At 61.9% G+C, this 17,000-nt stretch carries 15 protein-coding genes and 1 riboswitch; of the genes, 7 read left to right on the forward strand and 8 right to left on the reverse strand.

Going from position 1 to position 17,000, the window contains the following annotated elements; translation table 11 throughout:
• Nucleotides 1-44 precede the first annotated feature (44 nt).
• Nucleotides 45-1,145: an LLM class flavin-dependent oxidoreductase gene (locus EHW12_RS20110; RefSeq protein ID WP_063316922.1), complete on the reverse strand. Its 1,101-nt coding sequence runs from the start codon at nucleotides 1,143-1,145 to the stop codon at nucleotides 45-47.
• A 296-nt stretch (nucleotides 1,146-1,441) separates the two neighbouring features.
• On the opposite strand from EHW12_RS20110, the gene EHW12_RS20115 reads away from it, so the two are divergent.
• A complete protein-coding gene (locus tag EHW12_RS20115) occupies nucleotides 1,442-2,443 on the forward strand; it encodes an MBL fold metallo-hydrolase (protein WP_125051577.1) in 1,002 nt (333 codons plus the stop codon).
• A 42-nt stretch (nucleotides 2,444-2,485) separates the two neighbouring features.
• On the opposite strand, the gene EHW12_RS20120 is transcribed toward EHW12_RS20115, so the two are convergent.
• The gene (locus tag EHW12_RS20120) at nucleotides 2,486-3,406 is read right to left on the reverse strand and encodes a universal stress protein (protein WP_125051579.1); all 921 of its coding nucleotides are present in this window, start codon (nucleotides 3,404-3,406) and stop codon (nucleotides 2,486-2,488) included.
• Nucleotides 3,403-4,848 (reverse strand): amino acid permease, encoded by a 1,446-nt coding sequence (locus tag EHW12_RS20125; RefSeq protein WP_007729264.1) that lies wholly within the window; start codon nucleotides 4,846-4,848, stop codon nucleotides 3,403-3,405. The genes EHW12_RS20120 and EHW12_RS20125 overlap by 4 nt, the downstream gene beginning before the upstream one ends.
• Nucleotides 4,849-5,008: 160 nt before the next feature.
• Between EHW12_RS20125 and EHW12_RS35400 the strand changes: the two genes are divergently transcribed.
• The 3 genes from EHW12_RS35400 to EHW12_RS20135 all read left to right on the forward strand — a co-directional run bounded on the left by EHW12_RS35400 (nucleotide 5,009) and on the right by EHW12_RS20135 (nucleotide 7,675).
• Nucleotides 5,009-5,725 (forward strand): alanine racemase, encoded by a 717-nt coding sequence (locus EHW12_RS35400; protein ID WP_241199011.1) that lies wholly within the window; start codon nucleotides 5,009-5,011, stop codon nucleotides 5,723-5,725.
• A gap of 140 nt (nucleotides 5,726-5,865) precedes the next feature.
• On the forward strand, nucleotides 5,866-6,801 hold the full coding sequence (locus tag EHW12_RS35405) for an arginase family protein (protein ID WP_241199012.1): 936 nt from the start codon (nucleotides 5,866-5,868) through the stop codon (nucleotides 6,799-6,801).
• A gap of 31 nt (nucleotides 6,802-6,832) precedes the next feature.
• A complete protein-coding gene (locus EHW12_RS20135; RefSeq protein ID WP_042447964.1) occupies nucleotides 6,833-7,675 on the forward strand; it encodes a hypothetical protein in 843 nt (280 codons plus the stop codon).
• On the opposite strand, the gene EHW12_RS20140 is transcribed toward EHW12_RS20135, so the two are convergent.
• Entirely contained in the window at nucleotides 7,676-8,650 is a 975-nt protein-coding gene (locus EHW12_RS20140; protein WP_125051581.1) for a TauD/TfdA family dioxygenase, read from the reverse strand. It lies immediately after the preceding gene.
• A 111-nt stretch (nucleotides 8,651-8,761) separates the two neighbouring features.
• On the opposite strand from EHW12_RS20140, the gene EHW12_RS20145 reads away from it, so the two are divergent.
• The gene (locus EHW12_RS20145) at nucleotides 8,762-9,310 is read left to right on the forward strand and encodes a nuclear transport factor 2 family protein (RefSeq protein ID WP_230793352.1); all 549 of its coding nucleotides are present in this window, start codon (nucleotides 8,762-8,764) and stop codon (nucleotides 9,308-9,310) included.
• A gap of 3 nt (nucleotides 9,311-9,313) precedes the next feature.
• Here the strand turns inward: EHW12_RS20145 and EHW12_RS20150 are convergent, their stop codons facing one another.
• Nucleotides 9,314-9,547, reverse strand: coding sequence for a hypothetical protein (locus tag EHW12_RS20150; protein ID WP_042447967.1), 234 nt, complete (start codon nucleotides 9,545-9,547; stop codon nucleotides 9,314-9,316).
• Nucleotides 9,548-9,827: 280 nt separating this feature from the next.
• Between EHW12_RS20150 and EHW12_RS20155 the strand changes: the two genes are divergently transcribed.
• Nucleotides 9,828-11,321 carry a stealth family protein gene (locus EHW12_RS20155; protein ID WP_020970156.1) on the forward strand — a complete coding sequence of 498 codons (1,494 nt, stop codon included), beginning with the start codon at nucleotides 9,828-9,830 and terminating at the stop codon, nucleotides 11,319-11,321.
• A gap of 51 nt (nucleotides 11,322-11,372) precedes the next feature.
• On the opposite strand, the gene EHW12_RS20160 is transcribed toward EHW12_RS20155, so the two are convergent.
• The 3 genes from EHW12_RS20160 to EHW12_RS20170 form a co-directional block, all read right to left on the reverse strand.
• Complete coding sequence (locus tag EHW12_RS20160; protein ID WP_042447970.1) at nucleotides 11,373-12,740, reverse strand: NtaA/DmoA family FMN-dependent monooxygenase; 1,368 nt, start codon at nucleotides 12,738-12,740, stop codon at nucleotides 11,373-11,375.
• A gap of 20 nt (nucleotides 12,741-12,760) precedes the next feature.
• Nucleotides 12,761-14,107 carry an LLM class flavin-dependent oxidoreductase gene (locus tag EHW12_RS20165; protein ID WP_042447973.1) on the reverse strand — a complete coding sequence of 449 codons (1,347 nt, stop codon included), beginning with the start codon at nucleotides 14,105-14,107 and terminating at the stop codon, nucleotides 12,761-12,763.
• Nucleotides 14,090-14,203, reverse strand: a riboswitch (SAM riboswitch). (Overlaps the previous gene by 18 nt.)
• 78 nt (nucleotides 14,204-14,281) lie before the next feature.
• Nucleotides 14,282-15,187 (reverse strand): phosphodiesterase, encoded by a 906-nt coding sequence (locus EHW12_RS20170; RefSeq protein WP_007729250.1) that lies wholly within the window; start codon nucleotides 15,185-15,187, stop codon nucleotides 14,282-14,284.
• A 339-nt stretch (nucleotides 15,188-15,526) separates the two neighbouring features.
• Here EHW12_RS20170 and EHW12_RS20175 point away from each other — a divergent pair, with 339 nt between their 5' ends.
• Nucleotides 15,527-16,900, forward strand: a complete 1,374-nt coding sequence (locus tag EHW12_RS20175) for a dicarboxylate/amino acid:cation symporter (RefSeq protein ID WP_003940669.1) — start codon at nucleotides 15,527-15,529, stop codon at nucleotides 16,898-16,900.
• Nucleotides 16,901-17,000: the final 100 nt, after the last annotated feature.

A 17,000-nucleotide genomic window follows, 5' to 3' on the forward strand; every position in this document is an offset into this window, starting at 1 on the left:
GTCGCAGCGCCGGACCCGCTTACCCGACAGTCAGACTTCTCCGCTCAGTCGACGGCGGTGAAACCCTTCGCCCGATCTTTGTCGGCCGAGGTCCACAGCGTCGTCGACAGTTCCGCCTTCACCAGCGGGATGACCTCTTCCGCAAAGCAGCGCAAAGTGTCCTTCTGCTGCTCGAAGTCGAGCACGTGATTGACCGACACCGATTGGAAATCGTGGCCGTAGCTCTGGTGGTAATCGAGGATCTTCTCGGCGACTCGCTCAGACGACCCGACCAACGCCGGCCCGCGATCGACGGCCTCTTCGATGGTCCGGAAACTCGTCGACTTTCCGACAGCTTTGGGATCGTGCTTGCGTTTGTCGGCCTGCGCAACGGCGCCTTCGTAGATCGGACGGAACTCTTCGATCGCTTGTTCGGTCGTGTCGGCGAGGAACAATCCGCCCGAACCCGATCCGACGTACGCCTTGGACGGGTCGTGCCCGTACGCCAGGTACTGCTCGCGGTAGTGGTCGATCAGCACTTTGTAGTTCTCACGAGGCTGGAAGGCGTTGGCGGTGACGATGGGGTCGCCCCACTTCGCCGCGAGTTCGACGGCCTCGAACGAGGTAGCCGATCCGTGCCAGATACGGAACGGGCCGTCGAAAGGACGCGGTAACGTCGTCGCGTCCTCGAGCGAAGGCCGGTGCGTTCCCACCCACTTGACGTTTTCCTCGCTGATCAGCAGTTTGAGGAGTTCGTAGTTCTCGGTGAGGTACTCGTACTGCTTGGTGATGTCCAGACCGAGGAGCGGGTATTGAAGAACCTCGTTGCCCTTGCCGATCACGATCTCGAGGCGTCCCCGGCTGAGTTGATCGATGGTTCCGAAATCTTCGGCGACTCGGATCGGGTCGAGTAGCGACAGGACGGTGACACCTGTCGACAGCAGGATTCTGTCCGTGGCCTGCGCAATCGCCCCCAAAACGACGGTTGGCGCCGACGAAAGAACCGGCCCGGCATGGCGCTCACCCACCGAGAACGAATCGATACCCAGTTCTTCGGCGAGAACGGCCAGTTCGACGACGCGGTTGAGCCGATCGGACGGGGCAACTTCCTCGCCGGTCACTGGATGGGGTGGGTTGAAAATGATGTCCAGAACCTGAAAACGCATGACCCGTCTTTCTCGATAACCGCACAGCGCGCCTGTCCCTCGGAGGCTAGTGCGCGACTCGTCGACGGATCCGCCATCCGAGGACGCCCCTGACACGACGAGATCACGAAAAACCCTATTCAACAACTACTTTCGAATCAATGGCACTATTCGGTCAATAAAACTCTCCCCGATCCGAAGTCGCCCGAAAACATGCCGAACTCCCGCCAGGCAGGACCTGTGTCACCAACCAAACGAGCGCACGGTAAACATGAAGTACTAAGAGTGCGTTCCCTTATCGTTAAGAGGTACTTGTTATGAACGGTGCGGCGGCCATCGGTGATGGCATATTCCAGATTCCTGTCCCGATCACGGACAACCCGCTCGGGCACACGCTCGTCTACGCCATGGAATCCCCCGGCGGACTGATCTTGGTCGACGCTGGCTGGGGTGACGACAACGGCTGGCAGGGCCTCAACGCGGGGCTCGCCGAGATCGGGCATTCGGTGACCGACATCGAGGGCGTCGTGGTCACGCACTTCCATCCGGACCACACCGGACTGTGCGGACGGGTCCGCGAGGCATCCGGCGCTTGGATCGCCATGCACGAGGACGACCACTACCTGTTCGATCAGATGGCCACTGCGCGTAACGAGGAGTGGATGGCGTACCAGCTCGACAACATGGAACGTGCCGGAGCGCCCGCAGCTGACCGTGATGCCTTCCGACTGGCTGCCGCGGGTGAGTCTCCCGTGGGCCCCGAGTCCGCTCCCGACCGCCTTCTCGTCGACGACGAGATCATCGCACTCACCGGCCGCGGCCTCCGCGTTGTCTACACCCCCGGCCACACGCCTGGTCACGTCTGCTTCTACCTCGACGACGCCGACATCATGTTCACCGGCGACCACGTCCTGCAGAAGACAACACCGCACGTCGGCAACTTCGTGTACCCCCTCGACGAACGCGACGCCCTCGCCGATTTCCTCGACTCGCTCGCACGAGTGCAGAACATGAACATCACCCGCGGTCTCGGCGCTCACGGCATTCCGATCGACGACGTCGGAGGTCGCGCCGGTGAGCTGATCGAGCATCACCAGGAGCGACTCGATCACCTGCTCCAGGAGTTCGCCGACGACAAGCTCACCGTGTGGGACGTCGCGGCAAAGATGAAGTGGTACAAGCCGTGGGCCGAGATCTCCCCGATGGGAAAGACGATGGCGTTGTCCGAGGGTGCAGCTCACCTGCGCCATCTGGTTGCCCGAGAGCAGGTCTCTCAGGTTCCCGGCTCCGAGCCCGCGCTCTTCTCCCGCTCGATCTGAAAGATCAGGGCCGACAAGCACTCCGCTTGTCGGCCCTGATCTCTATTCCGCTTCGGCCTGATCGACTATTCGGGTCGACGCCGATCGCGGGACCACCACCACCGGAACCGGTGAGTACCGCACGATCTTCGCTGCCCGACTGCCGAGGAAGACCCGGGCCAGTGGACCTGCCTTGCTCGAGCCGACTGTCAGAACGTCACCTCGGTCCCACTCGACGCCCTCGAGCGCCTCGGCCCAGTTACGACCATGGCTGATAACCGATTCCATGACGTCGGGTATTTCGGGCAGTGCACGCACCCGCTCGAAGGCAGCGTTGGTCTCACGCTCGACCACCTCGGCCCACTCGGAGATGATCCGTGAATCCCCCTCGGTCCCGAGTGTGGTCGTGTACTGCGCGTTCGCACGAACTGCAAACGCCGCCAGTCTGAGTCCGGCATCGACACGCGCAGCCACGGTCGCGGCGGCGAGCACCAGATCGTCTTGATCGGGTGTGCCCGAGTATGCGGCGGTGACGCGGCGAACCACCTCACCGGGCTTGGTTCGAAATCCCCTCGGCGCCAGGGCGACCGGAACGTCGGAGCTGTGCAGCAAGCGTGAGGTGACACTGCCGAGAGCCACGTGACCGAACACCCCGGCCGTAGACGAATCCAGGACGATCATCTTGGCTTCGTGCTCGTGAACGAGATCGAGCAGGCCACTCGACGTCGACTGAGCCTCATGCACGACATAGGTCACGTCGACATCGGAGGGCATGTCTGCCCGCGCTTTCGCCAGTGCCGCTTCGGCTTCGGCTCGTAACTGCTGGTGGTATTCGGCGTCGACACGCGCCATTCCGGGCGGTGGCGGCGAGGGAATCACCGCGCAGATCACCAACGGTTCACCGGACGAGCGCGCCAACAGCGTTGCCAGATGGACGGTTCCGGAACTGTCACCGTCGGGTGCGTATCCCGCGAGCAGCGTCATGACTCGGACTCCGATCCCAATTCGGCGCGGTTCTTCGCACCGAGGCGCGAGTGCTTCATACCGTAGGCGAAGTACCAGATGATCGCGACGGTCACCCAGACAAGGAACACGTAGATCGTGACGGTTCGGAGGTCCTTGATGATCCACAGGCAGCCCAGGATCGAGAGGATCGGTGTCACCGGATAGCCGGGAACTTTGAAGCTGCGCGGCAGGTCCGGGTCACTGCGCCGCAGGATGATGACCCCGACCGAAACCACGAGGAACGCCACCAGGGTTCCGATGCTGGTCATTTCGGCGAGGAAGTTGATCGGAATGAAACCGGCCAGAATGCTGATGACGACGCAGACGATGATGGTGTTGGGCACCGGCGTCAGAGTCCGCGGGTTCACCTTGTGGAAGATCGACGGAATCATGCCGTCGCGTGACATCGCGAACAGGATGCGGGTCTGACCGTAGATGACCACGAGCGTGACGCTGCAGATCGAGATCACCGCACCGGCGGCCAGAAGTGTTCCCGGCCAGGTAGATCCGGTCACCTGTTCGAGGATCGCGGACAGTCCGGCTTCCTGACCTTCGAACGATGCGGAATCCTGTGCACCGATCGCGACGGCGACAACGGCGATGTAGATCGCGGTGACGGACACGAGCGCAATGAGGATCGCGAGAGGGAGATTGCGACGAGGGTTCTTCACTTCTTCGCCGGCAGTGGACACAGCGTCGAGGCCGATGTACGAGAAGAAGATGATTCCGGCGGCGGACATGACGCCACTGAATCCGAACGGTGCGAAGTCGGCGAAGTGATTGCTGTTCCATCCGGCGATGCCGACCACGATGAAGAGCAGCAGAATTGCGAGTTTGATCGAGACCATGATGGCGTTGGCCTTGGCCGATTCACTGGCGCCGCGGATGAGCAGAACACCGCACAGGCACACCAGGATCACTGCGGGCAGATTGATGATGCCGCCCTGCTCCGGCGCTTGTGACAATGCGTCGGGAATCTGGAACCCGAAGAGGTTGCCCAGTAGCTGGTTCAAATATTGCGACCATCCGACGGACACCGCCGCGGCCGAGACTCCGTACTCGAGAAGCAGACACGCGCCGACGGCCATGGCCGGAAGCTCTCCGAGCGTCGCGTAAGCGTAGGAATACGACGAGCCCGACGCCGGGACAGCTCCGGCCAACTCCGCGTAACAAATCGCTGTGAGTCCCGCGACGACACCGGCAACAACGAAGGAGATGATGACTGCCGGACCCGCAACCGGGACTGCCTGCGAGAGGACGAAGAAGATACCGGTGCCGATCGTGGCGCCGATGCCGAACATGGACAACTGCGCCAAACCGATACTGCGGGTCAGCTCACCGCCGTTGGTATCTGCGCCGGTCTCCTGGTCTATCTGCAAAGCCGGCTTGCGCCGAAGTACGTGTTTGACGAGAGTAGCCATCGACGCTCCTCTAGAGTGCCTGGTAGGAAACTGTTGTATCCTCATACTGCACGTAAGTGTCCTGCGACACAACAGTTGGAGCAAAGTTGCCCAGCTCACGCCAACCGTCCGGTCTGGAATGCCCGGATCGTGAACCACCTTCGGAGAAAACGGGGAGATCATGACCGGACCGACCATCACCGTCGACCTGCGTCGTATCGAACAGAATGCGCGCGTCCTCGTCGAAGCGTCCAATGCCAAGGGTATTGCGGTGGCGGGCGTCGGCAAATCTACATGTGGCTCCCCCAAGGTGGCGCGAGCAATGGTCCGCGGCGGCGTCGCGCAGATCGCCGACTCCCGCCTGGACAACCTGGCCCGCATTCGCCGCGACGGCATCACCGTTCCCCTGATGCTGATCCGCGCACCGTCGCTCAACGAGATCGACGACACGATCCGCTACGCGGACATCAGCCTCAATTCCGAGTTGACGACGATTGTTGCTCTGGGCAGAGCAGCACGGACGCGAGGAGTCGTCCACGACATCGTGCTGATGATCGACCTCGGAGATCTCCGCGAAGGAATCCTGCCGGCGGAGGCGTTGGACGTAGTCGCTGAAATCCTTCCCATCGAGGGCATCAGACTGATCGGAATCGGCGCGAACCTCGCGTGCGTCGGTGGCATCCAGCCGACCGTCGACAACCTGTCGAATCTGGTCTACCTAGCCGACGAAATCACGAAGCGGTTCTCGATCGAACTGCCGATCGTTTCCGGCGGCAATACGTTCTCGCTGCCACTACTCGAGACGGGCACGATGCCCGAGGGGATCAACCATCTGCGTTTGGGCGCCAGCATTGTTCTGGCCGAATCACCTACTCCCCCGGACTGTACGAACTGCTGAACAACGATGCCTTCACTCTCACCGCGGACATCATCGAGGCCAAGGTCAAGCCGTCGCGGCCGTATGGAGTCTCAGGCGAAGACGCATTCGGCCGACGCCCCGTCTTCGACAACGAGGACAAGCCGAGCCGACGCCTGATCTTGTCCATCGGCCGCGAAGACATCTCGCCGGAAGGCTTGACCCCGATCGATCCGCGCCTGAAGGTGATCAGCGCCAGTAGCGATCACCTCCTCGTCGACGCCGGAGAAACAGGTGACGAATACCGACTGGGTGGCACCGTCGACTTCACGATCGATTACGGCGCGCTCTTGATGGCGATGACATCGCCCTACGTCGAAAAGCGATACGTTCTGGGCACCGAACCGATCGATGCCAATGCGACCGTCGAATTGATCGACCTCGAAACTACCGGCCTGGCAAGCCATCTCCTCGATCACGGTCTACGTGAGGACATGTCCGGAATCGGTTTCGACTGCATTCAAGCAGAGAATGCCGCTGCGGATCTCACAACGCTGCCGCTGTGGCTCACTGCCGAAGCCTGGCAGAACACCAGAATTCCGATCGCCACCGAACCTGGAACCGATTTGGGTGCAATCATTTTCGCTTCACACGGTGACATCGAACAATTGCTGTCGTCGGCGGCGGATCTGCACGGCCCCAGTTTGGAGAACACCGTCTTGGTGGGCGTCAAGAACGCCACGGTCGATCACAAGCGCGCACTCGACGAGTACGGGGTATTGCTGGTGACGATCGACGAGATCGATCGCCATGGCATGGCGGCCTTGATGCCTCGCGTCCTCGCCGCGGCGGGCCAGGGTGTGAACGGCGTCCACGTCCATTTCGACATGGACATCATCGACGGACGTGTTCTCGGAGTCGACGACACGACACATCTGGGCGGCCTCACATTCCGAGAAGCGCACCTCGCCGCCGAATTCATCAGCGAGACCGGCCTGACGAGATCGATTTCGATCGGCAGCGTCGCGGCAGCGGATTCCGATCCCCTCGGACGGCAAGCGACCTTCGTCGACGGACTGGTTGCATCGCTGCTCGGGCGCAAGGTGGTCAAAGCCTGACGCTGTCGGCAGCCCTTGCGAGAATCGTCCGATGATCACGCGGAGCTCCGGTCAGCACGTATTCATCGCACTCGGCACGCCATGGATCGATGCCGTGGTCGCGTTTCTCGAACCCCGAGCCCGTGTCGATCCCTGGATCATGCACGGAAAGATGGCCATCGGTGACCTGCTGGTCACGGTTCTCGATACCACTCCTCGCACGCTGCTCTGCATCGAGACCGTGGCTGCGCCCTTCGACGGCACGTCGCCGATGGAAGTCGATGAACGCCCGTACGAACTCCACGGTTTGCCCACCGTTCCAGAACTCGAACAACGATGGTCCATCACGTTTCCCACGGATCCTGGGCCGGTCGACGACGCACTGGCCGACCGGATTCTCACGGCCGGCCAGTCACACTATGCGCACTACTTCGGCGACATCGACACGCTGGATCCGACGTCCACAGCTGCCCACGCCCGAACGTTGATGAACGAGCGGGGCAACTGCACAGGTTGCAGCTCACCGATGCCGTTGCGAAAGTTCAACAGCAGCGATCGCCTTCACTTTCATTCCGCATCACGGATCTTCAGGCAGGCTGAACCTGGTGACGACTACCCAGCCGTCCTGTGCCGCAAGTGCACCGGAAGGATGGCCACGTCTGGGCACACCAACTTCATCGACTACATGCTGGCGAAGAATCCGTCGTGCCCACTCTGCGGTGCACACAGAACCGCTCAGTGTGCACCGGGGATGCCGGTCCATCCGTTCGATCACCTACCGTGGCTCGCCGTAACTGGCTGCGTCGTGGGACCGGACACCCCGGAATGGACGTGCCGAGCGTGCAGTCACTCATGGGGACAGATGTTCCCGCCGGATCACCCGCAGCACGACTGATCAGTTCGCGGCGAAGCCGGGAAGCCGATCGATGTCCGCGATGATCGAATACTCCGCGGCGTCACCCTGGAGGATTCGACTCTGCTCGCCGTGGACGTCGACGGGGACGTCGCCGGCCAATGTCACTCGGTGCACACTGCGCGCCTGAGTCCCGTAGTCGGCGATACCGTAATGCTGAGTCGCCTGGTTGTCCCAGATCGCCAGGTCGCCGGCCGACCAGTTCCATCGAACAGTGTTTTCCAACTTGATGATTCGTGCCTGCAGGATCTGGTAAAGAGCTACCGACTCCGACGGCTTGAGCCCGACGAACTCCTTGAAGAAGTGACCGAGCAGGAGGGTCTTCTCCCCCGTCGCCGGATGGATACGCACCACCGAATGTTCGGTCTCGTAGATCTCACGGGTGAATTCGGCGTAGTAGGCCTGGCGCTGCGCGTCTACCGGGTTCGCCTGATCGACAACCTCGGCATAGTCGTAGGCATTGGTGTGAACGGCCCGCAAATTCTCGACCAAGACCTTGAGTGAAGACGGCAGTTGGTCGTACGCGGCGGTGGTCGACGCCCACGTGGTCGCTCCGCCGTACTCGGGAATGGTCGTCGCTCGCAGAATCGAGGCTTTCGGGATGCGGTCGACAAACGTCACGTCCGTGTGCCAACTGTTGGCGGCTCGGTCGAGCACCAACAGCTTGTCGCCCCTGGACTTCACCGTCGGATGCGGGGTGGTCTGGGTGCCGAGGGTTCCGGCGAATTCGTACTGCGACGTGTCGTCGAGATGATGCTGCCCACGGAAGAACACAACCTTGTGCGCTGCCAGCGCATAGTTGATCGCGTAGGCGGTCTCTTCGGACAGATCCCCCGAGAGGTGTACGCCGTCGATGCGGGCGCCGATCAGCTCACCGACCTTGTGGACAGTGATTCCGCCGGCAGCGTAGATCTGCTCCGGGGTCTGGGTGACACGTTCGAGTTCGGTGACGGACATGGCGATCTCCTGTGAGTCGGTCAAGCCTACGGGCGCGGCAGTCGTCATGGCGCTGCCTACTGTGAACACTCAATCATTTACGCTGCGGGCTCGAATACGGTTGAACTCGAGTTGATCTCAAAGTTCGCCGCTCCCTCGCCGGAGAATTTTGCCGCTCACTGGGACGAGGCCGTCGTCGTTGTCGTCATGAGCTGTAGCGTGCGATCTGCCGCACCCACGTCTACGGAGGACAGCATGCAACCCGAGGGCCCTGCCGAACAGATTCGTTCAACGCTCGCTCGCATCGCGCATCTTGCCGATACCGGCTCGGTCGAGGATTACGTGGAGCAGTTCACCCGCGAGGCCGAATGGAACATGCCGGCCAACCCCGATCGCGGTATCCCCGCACAGGTACGACGTGGCCGCGAAGAAATTGCTGCTGGAGTAGTCGAGCGTCGAGCCGCCGGCATACAAGGCCCGGGCACATTCACACGCCACGTCACCACGGCGATCGCCGTGGACGTGACCTCGGAAACGACAGCCCGCGCGGATGCGGTGTGGACGTTCTACGTCGACACAGCCACGTCGCCCGAACTCAGCGGCGTCGGGAGCTACGCGGACGAGTTCGAACTCGAAGACGGGCGGTGGCGACTGTCGCGACGAGTGATCTCGCGCGGCTGACGGTCAGTCTTCTTCGCCGGTGATCGCCTCACACCAGTCTTCGACCTGATCGATCCACTCTTCCGTCCATTCCGGGCTCATGTCTTCGAGTGCATCGAAGACAACCTCGCAGGTCAGCATCTCCGGTGAACCCTCCGACCCCGCTGCCTCGGTTCGCTCCGCAGACGCTGTCGCAACTGGGCCGGCGGCCAGCGCAACCGCCATCGCGCCTGTTCCGACCATCGCTTTCACACGCATCGGTTCTCCTCCTTCACTCTCGCTTCGGTCCTCGGGGTACCCGACTCGCCCCGCGCTACCCATCCCCGTCACTCATGTCCGACTTTCGGCGCCGACGGCATAGACTGAGCTCGTCGCCACCACGCTCTCGCAGCGTCGGGGGCGACAGATACACAGCTGGATCAGAATCGGAAGGCATCCCATTACAGAATCTCCCGCTCCGCACGACATCTACTTCGTACCTCCGGAGCAGGACAGCCCCAATCCTGTGGAGCCGGCGTCGGCCGCGTCACGCGCACGGATGGGCGAGCTACCCGAGACCGTCCGATTCAAGAATCGTTTTGCCCTCGCGATCACGACCACCACGCCGCTCGAAGCGATGGTCGAAGATCTCCTCTTCATCCGCGACATCCTCGACGCCGCAGGAATCGAGTATCTACTCGTCCGCGGAAACGACGAGCGCCCGGTCATCGCGGTCAGCTGGACGGAACGCAAGAACCTGCGGCAGGCACTTGTCGAGGGATGCGCCAACGCACCCTTCTATTCCAAAACCGTCGACGCGAAGAAGAGTCCAGCGCTCCTTGTCGCGGACGGTGCCCTGTCGAAAACCAACAAGTCACGGATCTTCCGCTTGTTCCGTCCGAGGGTTCACGTCGCAAGCGGTATGAACTACGGCGCGAACATCGGCGTTCAGATCGAATTGTGGTCGATTTCCGACGAAGAAATCGTCCTACCCGTCGAGAACTCACTGACACGACGAACCGTCCTCCCCGAAGAAGCTGTCCGAGGAACCGTCGAGCGATTCGGCCGGATCTGGCCGACCATCGAGAACATGTTCGCCGATCATGCCTCCGATATCAGCTTCGATATCGATCTTGTCTTTTCCTGGGTCGACGGTTCTTCCAAAGAGTTTCAGGCTCAGCGCGCCAAGCGCATGCAGAACTACATCGTCGGCGAGGGCGACGAATCAGAAGCGCGCTTCCGTCAGATCGACGAGCTCAAATACGCACTTAGATCTATCCACATGTACGCGCCGTGGATCCGGCGGATCTTCGTCGCAACCGATTCCGATCGTCCGGACTGGCTTGCCGACGATCCGCGAGTCACGTTCATGCCCAGCGAAAAGTTCTTCGCCGATCCAAGTGTGTTGCCCACCCACAATTCTCAAGCTGTCGAGTGCCAGCTGCACCATATTCCGGGTCTGGCAGAGCATTTCCTCTACTCCAATGACGACATGTTCTTCGGTCGCCCCGTCGGCCCTGACATGTTCTTCTCCCCCGGTGGGATCAGCATGTTCATCGAGGCCGACACCAGAATCGGATTGGGACACAACGACAACGACCGCAGCGGGTTCGAGAATGCGGCCCGCGTCAACCGCCGTCTGCTGCAGGACCGCTTCGGTCTGATGACCACCAGACATCTGGAGCACGCAGCGACGCCACTACGCAAGAGCGTGATGGCCGAGATGGAACGCGAGTTCGCCGAAGACTTCGCGGCCACTGCAGCAAGCACCTTTCGCGCGAGTTCCAATATCTCGGTGACCAATTCGCTGTACCACTACTACACGCTCATGAGTGGACGGTCGGTGGTGCAGAAGTCCGCAGCCGTCAAATACGTCGATACGACGGTCAAGGCCGGTTTGCGCGACATGGACTCACTGCTCGCCAAGCGCTCCATGGACTTCTTCTGCCTCAACGACGGCAGCGCTCCGGAGATCGATCTGGAACTTCGCACACGCAAGATCACGGAGTTTCTGGAGAGCTACTACCCCATCCCTGCTCCCTGGGAAGCCTAGACGAAACGAGGGCCCAGCCGATTTCGGCTGGGCCCTCGCCACTTCGGTCGATCAGCGTGCTGTCACGTGCTCCCGTTGCACCGGAATGGGCAGTCCGAGATTGTCACGCAACGTCGTTCCTTCGTAGTCACTGCGGAGGACACCTCGATCCTGCAACAGCGGCACCACGTCGTCGACGAACTCGTCGAGGCCGGTCGGCACGAGGTGCGACCCGAGGATGAATCCGTCCGAACCGTCGTTGCTGACAAACGAATCTATTTTCTCGGCAACCTGCTGCGGTGTACCCACGATCGGTCCACGCTCGAACTGATCGATCACCACTTCGCGCAGATTCAACTTCTTGCTCTCGGCGACCGTGCGCAGTTTTGCCACGGTCGCGAAACGATCCTGGTGAATGAAGGCGCGCCCCTGGATGATCGGCGGAGCCTCGGGGTCCGGAGCGATGTCGGGTAGTGGTCCGTCGGGGTCGTACTTCGACAGATCGAGATTCCAGATCTGTTCGAGCAGAACCAAAGCGGTCTGGCCGGTGACCTGCTGGTCGCGAATCTCTCGGTATTTCTCGATCGCATCTGCCTCCGAGGTGCCGAGAACAAAACTCGCCGACGGCAGGATCTTGATGTCACCCGGGTCACGTCCGGCCGCGACGGCACGTGCTTTGATATCGCGATAGAAATCGGCCGCCTCGGGCAACTGACCGTACGGTGAGAAGATCGCGTCGGCATTGCCGGCAGCAAAATCGCGCCCCTGCGGCGACACCCCGGCCTGCAGAATAACCGGGCGCCCTTGCGGGCTACGCGGCACTGTGAATCGGCCGTTCACGTCGAAATGTGATCCATGAAAAGCGAATTCACCGGCATCCGGTCGCGCGAGAAAGCGCCCTGATGCCTTGTCTGCCACGATGTCGTCGCTTCGCCACGAATCCCACAGTTCACGCACCAGCGCTACGGTCTCCTCCGCACGCTCGTATCGTTGCGCGCGGTCGAGGTATCCGCCGCGGCGAAAGTTCTGGCCGGTGAATGCGTCGAACGAGGTGACGACGTTCCAGGCGGCACGCCCTCCGGACAACTGATCGAGCGTCGCGAATTGGCGGGCCAGTTCGTACGGCTCGTTGAACGTGGCATTGATAGTGCCGGCCAATCCGAGGTGTTCGGTTACCGCCGCCAACGATGCAAGGACCGTGAAGGTGTCCGGCCTACCGATGATGTCTTGGTCGAAAATCTGTCCCGCACGCTCACGAAGGGCGAGGCCTTCGGCGAGGAAGAAGAAGTCGAACTTCCCACGCTCGGCGGTTCGAGCGGTGTGCTCGAAAGAATCGAACTCTATCTGGCTGCCCGCCTGCGGATCCCACCACGCAGTGTGATGGTTGACGCCGCCGAGGTAGGCACCCAGGATGACCTGCTTACGCTTCTGAGAACTCATGAGAATCTATTCCTCGTCTGTCAGGCGGCCGGAGTACCGGCGGCGTAGCGGTTGGGAACGTCGATGGGTAGACCAAGGAGTCCGCGAAGATTCGCCTGCGGATATTCGGTGCGGAATACGTTGCGTCGCTGCAATTCAGGCACCAGCTCACCTGCGATGGCGTCGAGGTCGTCCACGACAACGCCCGGCCGCAAACGGAAGCCGTCGATTCCCAACTGCTGCCACCGGAGAACAAGATCCGCCAACTCCGCAGCAGAGCCGGTGAAGGTCAGTGCGTCCGAACGGTATTCGGCGCCGGCCTGCGCGTCGAGGCGAGCGAGCCGTTCCTTTCCGGTTTCTTCCGGCGTATCGAAGAAGACGACGATGTCGGTGAAGACCCGAAGAGGTTCGCCGGTGCGCTGCACGTGTTCTTCGGCTGCTCGCACTTCACCCAGGATTGCCGTGACCTGCTCCTCGTCGAACGGCGTCACGAACACCAGATCGGCCGTCCGCGCCGCCAGTTCGTACGCGACCCGCTGATGTGCCAACGCGGTAACGACGGGATGCCCCTGCGGCGGGCGCGGAGTCACCGACGGTCCACGGACCGAGAGGTACTTTCCCTCGAAGTCGATGTAGTGCAGCTTGTCCCGGTCGATGAATCGGCGCTGCTCCACATCACGGATCTCGGCGTCGTCCTCCCAACTGTCCCAGAGTCTCCGGACGACGTCGGCTGCCTCCGCAGCTTCGTCGAACAGCGCGCGCACGAAGTCCGGGAGGACGCCTGAAACGATCGACTGACGGTCGGCATCGGTGAGCGCTGGGATGTCGCGGCGCCCGAACTGTGCTGCCTCGGATTCCGACGCCGACACCTTCACCTGCCACCCGGCGCGACCGCGCGAGGTGTAGTCCAGCGTGGCAACGGCTTTGGACACGTGGAACGGTTCGGTGTGAATGGTGGTGATAGTCGGGATCAACCCGATGTTGCTCGTGATCGGTGCCAGTCGGGCGGCCACGAGATGTGCGTCGAGCCGAGCGCGCACCCGGTCAACCGCGTCGTCGACAGGCTCGAGTGGGTTGGCCGGCACCGAGAGACTGTCCTCGATGGTGACGAAATCGAGCAGACCACGCTCGGCGGTCGTCACCACGTCAGTCCAATACGACGCGCTGAACAGCTCACTCGGGCGCGAGTGCGGCTCTCGCCAGGCCGCTGGGTGCCAACCGGCACCGTCCAGCGCTACGGCGAGATGCAACGGAGCAAGATGAGAAGAGGGGGTGGAGGTCATCGGCGCATACTCCTGTTCGAGAACTACTCGGGAGCGCACAGTGCCGACCGCAGAAACCGTCAGCACCCGACTGACGGTTCTCGTGGCGACTGCCGCTTGCGACACGCACCGCGCGTATCGCCAGGTGTGATTCCGGGGCACCCCATCGGCATGAAGGGTTGCCGTCCAGCTAGCCGGTCCTTGTTGCTGGAGCTCTGCACCTACCTCGACGGTAGTGAGTACGCGACCGCCCGGCAATCACCCAGAACTGCGCGTGGGTGTCGGAAACCGCCTGCCACCTCAGATGATCGAGCGTGCCGCCTTTTCGCTCTCGAGGATTCGAATGCCGGCAGCACTGAGCCTCCGGGCACCCTCGGCCGCGTCGACGGGCTCACCGACCGTCACGTGCGCGCCGAGTGGAACGACCGAATGAACAATTGTCTCGTCGTACACGTGCACCAGATTGCACCCCTGAGCCCCGTCGCGACCACGCTGCCCACCGACTTCCACGTTCAAGTCCTGGGTGTAACACGTCGACGACGCCACGGAAACCGGAATGCCGGCGAACGTCGCCGTCGTCGAATAGTGCAGGTGCCCGGCAAGAATCGCCCGGACGTCGCTGCCACGCAAGACGTCTGCCAACCGGGACTGATCGCGCAACTCCACCAGAACCGCGAGATCCTGAATGCACGGAACCGGCGGATGATGCAGCGCCAGAATTGTTCCGTCGGGCGCCGGCACCGTCAATTCTGTTCGTAGCCAGTCTAATTGACGATCCGAGATCTCACCGTAGTGATGACCGGGAACCGACGAATCCAGGGTGATCACCCGCAGTCCGTCAAGGTCGTAGACGTTGTCGACGGGATGATCGGTGGCGTCCTCGCCCAACAGCAGAGATCTGAACGTAGGGCGGTCGTCGTGGTTGCCCATCGCCCAGACGACCTGCGCATCGATCTCGGCCGCCACGGGTTCCACGATGGCTTTCAGTTCCGCGTATGCGTCGGGGTGTCCCTGGTCGGTCAGGTCGCCGGTGAATATCAGTGCATCCGGGCGTGCGCCCGAGGCCACGATCCCGCTGAGCACTTCCCGCAATCTCGTCGACGCATCCACGGCGTCGTACAACTCCCCCTGAGCCACCAGATGCGTGTCACTGAGGTGCACCAGGAAATGCTTCGGACGCGGGTACTCGGCATTCCGAACGCTCATCGGTCTCTCGCTTCCGCTTGCCGACGCGTAGGCGCCGGTGCGGCACCTACTGATCGTCGAGACTAGTCAACCGACCAACAGTGACTGATCGGGGCACGCCCGACGAACACGAAGCGAACTCCCGCGGCGACCCTCGGGATCGAGTAGTTGAAGCTGCGAGTAGTGTGTGGACAGTGTTGTTCCTGACCAGTCGGCGTTACGTCGACCTTCGCCTGCAGGCGAGCGCAATGTGTACGCGCTCGCTCTGACCTGACGCGTACCAGGAAACATTTCTTCGAATCTGCCCGGCCTCTGGTGCCGCGCTGCGTTTCGCTCCCTTGATTTTCGAAAGGCATAGTCATGCCCAGCTCCACCTCCACCGGCGTGCCGGAAAAGTCCACGTCCCGTTTTCCGTCCTGGGCGACGGCATTCGGACCGCAGATCGTCGCCGGTCTCGTACTCGGTGTCATCATCGGTCTCGTCGCCCGGGCAATGCCTGATGCAGCCGACGGCAACGTCAACTGGTTGGTCGGCACCGTGCAGACCATCGGTTCGAGTTACGTCAAGCTGCTCACCGTTGCGGTTATCCCGCTGGTGTTCACCGCCATTGTCAGCTCCATCGCCAACCTGCGCCAGGTCGCCAATGCAGCTCGCCTGGCCGTGCAGACCTTGCTCTGGTTCGCGATCACCGCTTTCATTGCTGTGATCATCGGCATCATCGTCGGCCTGATCACCGATCCCGGTTCACGGACCGATGTCGCCGCCGAAGCAGCAAAGGAACCCAAGAGCTCCGGCTCGTGGTGGGCGTTCATCACCGGACTGGTTCCGAACAACTTCCTGGGGTTGGGTGCAAAGACTTCCGTCGCCGAAGGCGTGGCGACTACATCGCTGAGCTTCAACGTCCTGCAGCTGCTCGTCATCGCCGGCGCAATCGGCATTGCTGCACTCAAGATCGGTCCCAAGGCTGCGCCGTTCCTCGAGTTCAACGCTTCGCTGCTCGCGATCGTCCAGAAGGTCCTGTGGTGGATCATCCGCCTCGCCCCGATCGGCACCGCCGCGCTGATCGCCAACGCTGTCGCCACCTACGGCTGGGATGCAATCGGCTCGCTGGGCGTCTTCACCGCCGCCATCTACATCGGTCTGGCCATTGTCTTCTTCGTGGTCTACCCCATCCTGATTGCCGCGCACGGCCTCTCGGTCCGAAGCTTCTTCTCCGGTGTCTGGCCTGCAACTCAACTCGGCTTCGTCTCGCGCTCGTCGATCGGCACTCTGCCTCTGACCGAACGCGTCACCGAACGCAACCTCGGTGTTCCTCGTGAGTACGCCTCGTTCGCCGTTCCGCTCGGTGCCACCACGAAGATGGACGGTTGCGCCGCAATCTATCCCGCGATCGCGGCGATCTTCGTCGCCGGCTTCTACGACGTTCCGCTGACCTTCACCGATTACCTGCTGATCGTCGTCGTTTCGGTCATCGGCTCGGCAGCAACGGCCGGAACTACGGGTGCGACAGTCATGCTCACACTCACACTCTCCACCCTGGGTCTTCCCCTTGCCGGCGTCGGACTGCTCCTCGCAGTCGAACCGATCGTCGACATGGGCCGTACCGCAGTCAACGTCACCGGCCAGGCACTGGTCCCGGTCATCGTCGCAAAGCGTGAGGGAATCCTCGACAAGGAGCGCTTCGACGCTCCCCGCAACGGTGATCCCTTCGCCGAGGAACTTGTCGACGCGTAACCCTCGATGACTACAGCAGCGTCCCCGCACCTGAGCAATACGGTGCGGGACGCTGCTTTTCACCCCAGATTTCACCCTTACCGAAATAAACCATTTGGTC

Source organism: Rhodococcus sp. NJ-530, assembly GCF_003860625.1.
In the GTDB taxonomy this organism is placed as follows: domain Bacteria; phylum Actinomycetota; class Actinomycetes; order Mycobacteriales; family Mycobacteriaceae; genus Rhodococcus_F; species Rhodococcus_F qingshengii.

Excerpts from the sequence above, each read along its gene's own strand:
- EHW12_RS20135 (WP_042447964.1), top strand. The coding sequence starts at position 6,833 with ATGATCACGCGGAGCTCCGGTCAGCACGTATTCATCGCACTCGGCACG.
- EHW12_RS20160 (WP_042447970.1), bottom strand. The coding sequence starts at position 12,740 with ATGAGTTCTCAGAAGCGTAAGCAGGTCATCCTGGGTGCCTACCTCGGC.
- EHW12_RS35400 (WP_241199011.1), top strand. The coding sequence starts at position 5,009 with ATGACCGGACCGACCATCACCGTCGACCTGCGTCGTATCGAACAGAAT.
- EHW12_RS20150 (WP_042447967.1), bottom strand. The coding sequence starts at position 9,547 with ATGCGTGTGAAAGCGATGGTCGGAACAGGCGCGATGGCGGTTGCGCTG.
- EHW12_RS20120 (WP_125051579.1), bottom strand. The coding sequence starts at position 3,406 with ATGACGCTGCTCGCGGGATACGCACCCGACGGTGACAGTTCCGGAACC.
- EHW12_RS20110 (WP_063316922.1), bottom strand. The coding sequence starts at position 1,145 with ATGCGTTTTCAGGTTCTGGACATCATTTTCAACCCACCCCATCCAGTG.
- EHW12_RS20125 (WP_007729264.1), bottom strand. The coding sequence starts at position 4,848 with ATGGCTACTCTCGTCAAACACGTACTTCGGCGCAAGCCGGCTTTGCAG.
- EHW12_RS20140 (WP_125051581.1), bottom strand. The coding sequence starts at position 8,650 with ATGTCCGTCACCGAACTCGAACGTGTCACCCAGACCCCGGAGCAGATC.
- EHW12_RS20115 (WP_125051577.1), top strand. The coding sequence starts at position 1,442 with ATGAACGGTGCGGCGGCCATCGGTGATGGCATATTCCAGATTCCTGTC.
- EHW12_RS20155 (WP_020970156.1), top strand. The coding sequence starts at position 9,828 with ATGGGCGAGCTACCCGAGACCGTCCGATTCAAGAATCGTTTTGCCCTC.
- EHW12_RS20170 (WP_007729250.1), bottom strand. The coding sequence starts at position 15,187 with ATGAGCGTTCGGAATGCCGAGTACCCGCGTCCGAAGCATTTCCTGGTG.
- EHW12_RS20175 (WP_003940669.1), top strand. The coding sequence starts at position 15,527 with ATGCCCAGCTCCACCTCCACCGGCGTGCCGGAAAAGTCCACGTCCCGT.